The organism is Acinetobacter stercoris (assembly GCF_900323515.1).
In the GTDB taxonomy this organism is placed as follows: Bacteria; Pseudomonadota; Gammaproteobacteria; order Pseudomonadales; family Moraxellaceae; genus Acinetobacter; species Acinetobacter stercoris.
Genome location: NZ_OOGT01000343.1, coordinates 1 through 2,076 on the forward strand (window position 1 = coordinate 1; position 2,076 = coordinate 2,076).

Genomic DNA, 2,076 nt, shown 5'->3' on the forward strand with positions numbered 1-2,076 from the left:
ATTTTCAAATATGTTAGTCTAAAACTGCTAAATATTAACGTTTCATAAAAAAAGGAATTCGGCATGTTAGTTGTTGTTACTGGTGCTTCTACAGGTTTTGGATATCATATTAGTAAAATACTGATTGAACATGGACACCAAGTCATCGGAATTGCACGACGTAAAGAAAAACTTGATGAAATACAAAGCGAATTTAAAGATCAGTTCTATCCTTTAGCCATAGACATGACCAATCTGGATTCTATTGAGCCTGCCTTAAAGTCCTTACCTGCCCCATTTAACATCGAAAAAATTGATGCACTTGTCAATAATGCTGGCTTGGCCCTAGGACTTGCAACGGCAGATAAAGCTGATTTAAAAGACTGGTATCAAATGATTGATACCAACATTAAAGGCTTGGTGACTATTACACATACTCTACTTCCTTATTTTGTCCAAAATAATAAAGGTACAATTATCAATATGGGCTCTGTCGCTGGCACATATCCATATCCAGGCGGAAATGTGTATGGTGGAACAAAAGCTTTTGTTGAGCAGTTCAGCCTAAACCTACGTGCAGATCTGGCAGGACATAATATTCGTGTTACCAATATCGAACCTGGTCTGGTTGGTGGAACAGAGTTTTCTTTAGTTCGCTTTCATGGCGATCAAAACAAAGCTGACAATGTCTATAAAGACACAAAAGCATTAACACCTGAAGATATTGCCAATACAGTCGACTGGATCTTATCTTTACCAGAGCATGTCAATATCAACCGAATTGAGTTAATGCCAGTGATGCAAAGTTTTAGCCCATTTAATATTGTAAAGAGATAAATTGAAAAGCGGAGCTAAAGTTTAATTTAGCTCCGCTTTTATAAAATATGATTAGATAATTTTTGAAATCAATCTGGCATCAGTCATTTTTTCTTCTGTTTTATCTGGCTTCAAAGCGATGAGATGTTTGCCATTTGAATAATAAATAACATTATTTTTCACCCTAAAACTCATTACTCCTTTTTTGATTAATTCCAACTCCCCAGTCGGTAAACGTTTAACTAATTGCCACGAATCTGGAATAGTGCCCGGAAATTTTTGACCTTGTTTTGCATTAGCTTCAAGATTCTTTTGAGCTTTAATCAAATTGCCTTCGACAAAAATCTCTTCTTCCGACATATTCCGGTCTACTGCTGGATTTTGTCCTGTTGTTTTCCCAGATGAAGTCTTTAATGATTCACCTGTATAACGTTGAGTAAAAAAGTCCAACCATCCTACTATAGCGCGAATAATCTTAAATGGTGCCTGGAGAATATCAAGCAAGAACCCCAATGGAGATGTTGTATGACCACTCCTCAAGTACGGCCTTTGAATAAAATACAAATTGCCTTGTAAGTCTACTTGTGGCCTAAAGAAATCATATTTTTGATCTGCCAGTACAGTCTGCAGTTCACCAGTACTCAAATCCAGATGACATATTTCTCTTGGTCCATAAGATATACCATTTTGCCCAACGGCTAATCCACAAGAATCATAATAAACCTGATCTGCCTTGTTTGGATCAAAAAAAGGATTAGCATCCAGACATTCACCTTCAGTTATAAACTGAAAGTGATTTGAATCTAAAGGTAAAATACACAAATGTGTAGCATATCCCTGTTGTTCTTGCACAGATAAAATCAAACGTTTTTTGAAAGTATCTAACGCAATATCGTGAGTAATAAAATCATTTTTTCTAAGTATTAAACCTTCTGCTTCTTGTAAATTGAGCGTTGTTTTAACATTAATTGCAGTTCCATCATCCAGTCTTGCGCTATAAATAATATTTTGTGGATCTAAAATAACCGCATCAGTAGTAAAAGCCCGACCATAACCATCTTCACTATCGAAACGATTTGCACCCATAAATTGTGCACCAGTCCCTTTCATCTTCCATTCTTTACGCTGTCGTATTTCATCCAGGTTTTTTTTATATTGATCTATTGCCTGACAAGGAATCGCGGCTGTCTTATTATATTCACAGACATGAAGCCCATTATTTGCAATAAAATACAGCTTTGTCATCTTCTTTCCTTTTAGTCATTTATGTTTATTTAAGTC

The 2,076-nt window shown here is 35.8% G+C and carries 2 protein-coding genes; one reads left to right on the forward strand and one right to left on the reverse strand.

Annotated elements, in window-relative coordinates:
• Positions 1 to 63: 63 nt before the first annotated feature.
• Positions 64 to 816, forward strand: a complete 753-nt coding sequence (locus tag KPC_RS19320; protein ID WP_121975930.1) for an SDR family NAD(P)-dependent oxidoreductase — start codon at positions 64 to 66, stop codon at positions 814 to 816.
• 51 nt (positions 817 to 867) lie between these two features.
• Here KPC_RS19320 and KPC_RS19325 read toward each other — a convergent pair whose 3' ends face one another.
• A complete protein-coding gene (locus tag KPC_RS19325; protein ID WP_121975931.1) occupies positions 868 to 2,040 on the reverse strand; it encodes a hypothetical protein in 1,173 nt (390 codons plus the stop codon).
• Positions 2,041 to 2,076: the final 36 nt, after the last annotated feature.

Coding starts and splice junctions, on each gene's coding strand:
- KPC_RS19320 (WP_121975930.1), top strand. CDS start 64: ATGTTAGTTGTTGTTACTGGTGCTTCTACAGGTTTTGGATATCATATT.
- KPC_RS19325 (WP_121975931.1), bottom strand. CDS start 2,040: ATGACAAAGCTGTATTTTATTGCAAATAATGGGCTTCATGTCTGTGAA.